The sequence below is a fragment of the Neisseria sp. P0022.S010 genome (assembly GCF_051956635.1).
The window spans coordinates 1-5,404 of sequence record NZ_JBQCXF010000190.1 but is presented as its reverse complement, the minus strand read 5'-3'; the positions used below and the strand labels follow the sequence as shown (position 1 = coordinate 5,404).

General features: G+C 51.6%; 5 protein-coding genes. 3 read left to right on the top strand and 2 right to left on the bottom strand.

Annotated features, from left to right (window positions below; all coding sequences use genetic code 11):
* The first annotated feature begins 140 nt into the window (after positions 1-140).
* Together yihA and ACTHUT_RS13400 are read left to right on the top strand one after the other, a co-directional pair.
* Complete coding sequence (gene yihA / locus ACTHUT_RS13405; RefSeq protein WP_250599528.1) at positions 141-782, top strand: ribosome biogenesis GTP-binding protein YihA/YsxC; 642 nt, start codon at positions 141-143, stop codon at positions 780-782.
* A 346-nt stretch (positions 783-1,128) separates the two neighbouring features.
* A complete protein-coding gene (locus ACTHUT_RS13400; protein ID WP_250599526.1) occupies positions 1,129-1,599 on the top strand; it encodes a PepSY domain-containing protein in 471 nt (156 codons plus the stop codon).
* A gap of 83 nt (positions 1,600-1,682) precedes the next feature.
* Here the strand turns inward: ACTHUT_RS13400 and ACTHUT_RS13395 are convergent, their stop codons facing one another.
* Positions 1,683-1,901, bottom strand: a complete 219-nt coding sequence (locus ACTHUT_RS13395) for a hypothetical protein (protein WP_154953096.1) — start codon at positions 1,899-1,901, stop codon at positions 1,683-1,685.
* Positions 1,879-2,112 carry an RNA-binding S4 domain-containing protein gene (locus ACTHUT_RS13390; protein ID WP_002221492.1) on the bottom strand — a complete coding sequence of 78 codons (234 nt, stop codon included), beginning with the start codon at positions 2,110-2,112 and terminating at the stop codon, positions 1,879-1,881. Before ACTHUT_RS13390 ends, ACTHUT_RS13395 begins: the two co-directional genes overlap by 23 nt.
* A gap of 165 nt (positions 2,113-2,277) precedes the next feature.
* Here ACTHUT_RS13390 and dnaE point away from each other — a divergent pair.
* Positions 2,278-5,404 (top strand): DNA polymerase III subunit alpha (gene dnaE, locus ACTHUT_RS13385; RefSeq protein WP_440418882.1); only part of this gene is annotated, 3,127 nt, incomplete at its 3' end.

Genomic DNA, 5,404 nt, shown 5'->3' with positions numbered 1-5,404 from the left:
TTAAAACCGATAATTCTATAAACGTGCTATTCTATACCAAGTTTACATTAAATTACTACTCAAATTACCAAACTGCTGCAACATAAATGCCCGATACAAATTATGATGTTGCAGTTTTGTTTCCATGCAAGGAAATACTGATGAATCTTTTTCAAAACGCCAAATTCTTTACAACGGTCAACCATCTGAAAGACCTGCCCGACACGCCGGCCGAGATTGCCTTTGTCGGCCGAAGCAATGCAGGAAAATCCAGTTCCATCAATACTTTAACCAATCATGTGCGCCTTGCCTACGTTTCCAAAACACCGGGACGCACCCAACACATCAATTTCTTTGAACTGGAAAACGGCAATTTCATGGTCGATTTGCCCGGCTACGGCTACGCGCAAGTACCGGAGGCCATCCGTACGCACTGGGTCAAACTCTTGGGCGACTACCTGCAACAACGCCGCCAACTGATCGGCCTGATTTTGATTATGGACTCGCGCCATCCGCTCAAAGCTTTAGACATTCAAATGCTGGACTTTTTCCACATCACCGGCCGCCCCGTGCATATCCTGCTATCAAAAGCAGACAAGCTGTCTAAAAACGACCAGATTAAAACTTTGGCGGCGGTTAAAAAATCACTCAAACCCTACACCGAGCGTCAAAAAATCAGCGTTCAACTGTTCTCCAGCCTGAAAAAGCAAGGCATGGACGAAGTCAATCAAGTGGTCGGCTCATGGTTTGACGCGCATCGCGAAGAAATCGAAAATCTTGCAGGCGAAGCATCGCCTGAATGATTGTAAAACAAGGCGGAATGAGATAAGTTGACCAACCGCAAATCTTATTCCGTCATTTGGTTTCTCACCATCGCATTTACCATTTAATTCAGGGCATGTCTCACACATGCCCTTTTTTTCATCACGCTTTTTTTGTTTTCACACGCAAACCACAATCTGCGCCAAATATGCCATCACAACATATCAGCAAGGCCGTCTGAAAGACGCGGCTTCGTTCCTCATTATTATTAAAATGTTAATTTTAGTATTGCAACCCATTACACATCTTAGCGTTTTGCTCATATTCAGCTAATTGTTGAGGCATAGAATGCATTCATCGTTCAACAACACAGTAGGAAAGAAAATCATGAAACGCATTAACGCTTTTATTTCAAAAAAACTCATCATTGCCGGTATTATTGCTTCAAGTTTGGGCGTTGCCGGTGCGGCAGGTACCATGGCTTTCAAAGAAGGTATGTTTGCAAAGGTTTCCGGCCAGCAAGCAGCCGCAGCAGCGGTAGCAGAAGTGGGCGGCGTCGTTAAAGATGTCGATTACAAATACAAACAACATTTGGGCGGCCGTTACAAAGTAGAAATCTTGAAAGACGGCGTTGAATACGAAGCTTTGGTTGATGCTCAAAACGGCAAAGTATTGGCAGTAGTACAAGATGACGATCAAGACAAACGACACTTTGGTAAACATGATAAGCATCATAAACATGATAACTATGACAATGCCGAGCCCTCTTCATCGCAAAATACAGATTATCAGGCTCCTGCAGATGCTGCACCTGACACACCTGAAAATGCAACCGCTTCCGAGGTAACAAAATCTTAATTTAAACTTTAAAAAAGCCAATGCCGTCTGAAACTTTCAGACGGCATTAGCTTTAATGCAGCATTGTTTGAAGCCAATCGTTTTCAGACGGCCTTTGCCTCATCTTCGCCGCCTACCCAACCTGCTTCTTTCAATTTCCGCCGTTGTGCATCATAGCGGGCTTTTTCCGCCCAATACATTGTCTGGATACAGGCATCGCCGCACTCGCTGCCGCAACATTCCCACGACTCGGGGCGGATAGGTTCGTCTAAAAGCGGCTCGCCCAAGATGGCTTCGGCTTTATTCTTCAGGGTCGTATCCATCGGCAATTTCCAAGCGAGCGCCGTCAAATTCAATCACTTCGCCGCCGCGTATTTTGGCGGTTTTACGGGTTTCAGTTTCGCCGTTGCGCAACACCAGCCCTTCAGCGATAAACGCTTTTGCCTGTCCCCCGCTTTCGGCAAGGCCGGCCAATTTCAACAGGTCGCATAAAGCGATGTATTCATTATCTTCAAGATAGACTGTTGCTTCCATCATTTAATCCTTTTCAATAATGGCGATATTTTAACATGGCCGTCTGAAAGAAAGCCCCCTTCTGTTTGATTTGCTTTATCCAAACCCATTACATTTGGTTTTCAGACGGCCTTTAACCGCCAACCCTGCTACAATATGCCTTTTATTGTTCACGCCGATTTTGCCATGACCGAGCCGACCTACATCCCCCTGCGCCTGCATACCGAATTTTCGATTACCGACGGTATGGTGCGGATTAAAAAACTGATTGCCAAAGCGCAGGAATACGGTTTGCCTGCTTTGGGCATCAGCGATTTGATGAACGAATTCGGTTTGGTGAAATTCTATAAAGCCTGCCGCGGTGCAGGAATTAAGCCCATCGGCGCGGCGGATGTGTGGATAGGCAATCCGAATGCACCCGACAAGCCGTTCCGCGCCATGCTGATTATCCGCAACGATGCGGGCTATCTGCGCTTGAGCGAGCTTTTGACGGAGGCCTATGTCGGCAAAGACCGCAATGTCCATCATGCGGAACTCAACCCCGAATGGCTGGCAAACGGCGACAACAGCGGCTTGATTTGTTTGAACGGCGCGCATTACGGCGAAGTGGGCGTGAATCTATTGAACGGCAATGAAGAAGCGGCGCGGGCGGCGGCGTTGAAGTATGCGGCGTGGTTTCCCGATGCGTTTTATTTAGAGCTGCAACGCCTGCCCGAACGCCCTGAATGGGAGGCTTGCGTTTCCGGCAGCGTGAAGCTGGCGGAGGAACTGGGTTTGCCGGTAGTGGCAACGCATCCGACCCAGTTTATGAGCAGCGATGATTTCAACGCGCACGAGGCGCGGGTGTGTATCGCTGGCGGCTGGGTACTGACGGACAAAAAACGTCCGCGCGATTTCACGCCGAGCCAATTTTTCATTCCGCCGGAAACCATGGCCGAACGTTTTGCCGATTTGCCCGAAGCCCTCGAAAACACGGTGGAAATCGCCAAGCGCTGCAATCTGCACATCACATTAGGCAAAAACTTCCTGCCGCTCTTCCCTACTCCGGACGGCCTGTCGCTGGACGATTATTTGGTGAAACTGTCAAACGAGGGGTTGCAGGAACGCATGGTTCAGCTTTATCCCGACGAGGCGGAGCGGGCGGCGAAAATGCCGGAATATCAGGAGCGGCTGGATTTTGAGTTGAACATCATCATCCAGATGAAATTCCCCGGCTATTTCCTTATCGTACAAGACTTTATCAACTGGGCGAAAACGCACGGCTGTCCGGTAGGGCCAGGACGCGGTTCGGGCGCGGGTTCGCTGGTGGCGTATTCGCTGAAAATTACCGACCTCGACCCGCTGAAATACGCGCTGCTGTTCGAACGTTTCTTAAACCCCGAACGCGTTTCCATGCCTGACTTTGACGTGGACTTCTGTCAGGCAAACCGCGGCCGCGTGATTGAATATGTGCGCGAGAAATACGGCGCGGAAGCGGTCAGCCAGATTGTGACTTTCGGCACGATGTCGTCCAAAGCGGTCATCCGCGACGTGGGGCGCGTGCTGGAGCTGCCGTTTATGCTGTGCGACAAACTGTCCAAGCTGATTCCGTTGGAAGCCAACAAACCTCTGGGTCTGGACGATGCAATGAAGGCCGAGCCGCAAATTCAGGAATTGATTGAAGCGGAAGAAGCGGACGAACTGATTACGCTGGCGAAAAAGCTGGAAGATTTGACGCGCGGTTTGGGTATGCACGCGGGCGGCGTGTTGATTGCGCCGGGCAAGATTTCCGATTACAGCCCCGTGTATCAGGCGGACGAATCCGCCTCGCCCGTATCCATGTACGACAAGGGCGACGTGGAAGACGTGGGTTTGGTGAAATTCGACTTTTTGGGTCTGCGCAACCTGACCATTATCGAAATGGCGCAGAACAACATCAAAAACACCACCGGCGATATTGTCGATGTCGGCACAATCCCGCTCGACGACCAAGCCGCCTACAAAATCTTCCGCGATGCGAACACCACCGCCGTATTCCAGTTCGAATCGACCGGCATGAAAAAAATGCTGAAAACGGCGCATACCACCAAGTTTGAAGAACTCATCGCCTTCGTGTCGCTCTACCGCCCCGGCCCGATGGACAACATCCCCGACTTCGTCGCGCGTATGAAGGGTCAGGAATTCCAATACATCCACCCGCTGTTGGAAGGCATCCTCGCGCCAACCTACGGGATTATGGTGTATCAGGAACAAGTGATGCAGGCGGCGCAGATTATCGGCGGCTACTCGCTCGGCGGCGCGGACCTGCTGCGCCGCGCCATGGGTAAGAAAAAGCCCGAAGAAATGGTGAAACACCGCGAAATCTTCGCCGAAGGCGCGGCAAAGCAAAACATTTCGCGCGAAAAATCCGACGAAATCTTCAACTACATGGAAAAATTCGCCGGCTACGGTTTCAACAAATCCCACGCCGCCGCCTACGCCCTGATTTCCTACCAGACCGCATGGCTCAAAGCCCATTACCCCGCCGAATTTATGGCGGCGACCATGTCGTCTGAATTGGACAACACCGACCAGCTCAAGCATTTCTACGACGACTGCCGCGCCAACGGCATCGAGTTCCTGCCGCCCGATATCAACGAATCCGACTACCGCTTCACGCCGTATCCGAACATGAAAATCCGCTACGCACTTGGCGCGATTAAAGGCACGGGCGAAGCCGCCGTCGAATCCATCATCGCCGCGCGGCAAAGCGGCGGCAAGTTTACCGGCCTCTTGGACTTCTGCGAGCGCGTTGGCAAAGAACACATGAACCGCCGCACCCTCGAAGCCCTGATACGCGGCGGCGCGTTCGACAGCATCGAACCCAACCGCGCCATGCTCTTGGCGAACATCGACCTCGCCATGAACAACGCCGACCAAAAAGCCGCCAACGCCAATCAGGGCGGGCTTTTCGACATGATGGAAGACGCCATCGAACCGGTGCAGCTCATCGATGCGCCCATGTGGAGCGAATCGGAAAAACTCGCCGAAGAAAAAACCGTCATCGGCTTTTACCTGTCCGGTCACCCGTTCGGCCCATATGCCCAAGAAGTCCGCCAAATCGCCCCGACCAAATTAGGTCGTCTGAAACCGCAAGACAGCGTGCGCCTCGCCGGATTCGTGACCGCCGTGCGCACCATGATGGGCAAGCGCGGCAAAATCGCCTTCGTCAGCCTCGAAGATTTGAGCGGGCAGATTGAAATCATGGTCAGCGGCCAGACGCTGGAAAACTGCGCCGACTACCTCAAATCCGACCAAGTGCTGATTATCGAATCCAAAGTCAGCCGCGACGACT

Coding starts and splice junctions, on each gene's coding strand:
- ACTHUT_RS13390 (WP_002221492.1), bottom strand. CDS start 2,112: ATGGAAGCAACAGTCTATCTTGAAGATAATGAATACATCGCTTTATGC.
- ACTHUT_RS13395 (WP_154953096.1), bottom strand. CDS start 1,901: ATGGATACGACCCTGAAGAATAAAGCCGAAGCCATCTTGGGCGAGCCG.
- ACTHUT_RS13400 (WP_250599526.1), top strand. CDS start 1,129: ATGAAACGCATTAACGCTTTTATTTCAAAAAAACTCATCATTGCCGGT.
- yihA (WP_250599528.1), top strand. CDS start 141: ATGAATCTTTTTCAAAACGCCAAATTCTTTACAACGGTCAACCATCTG.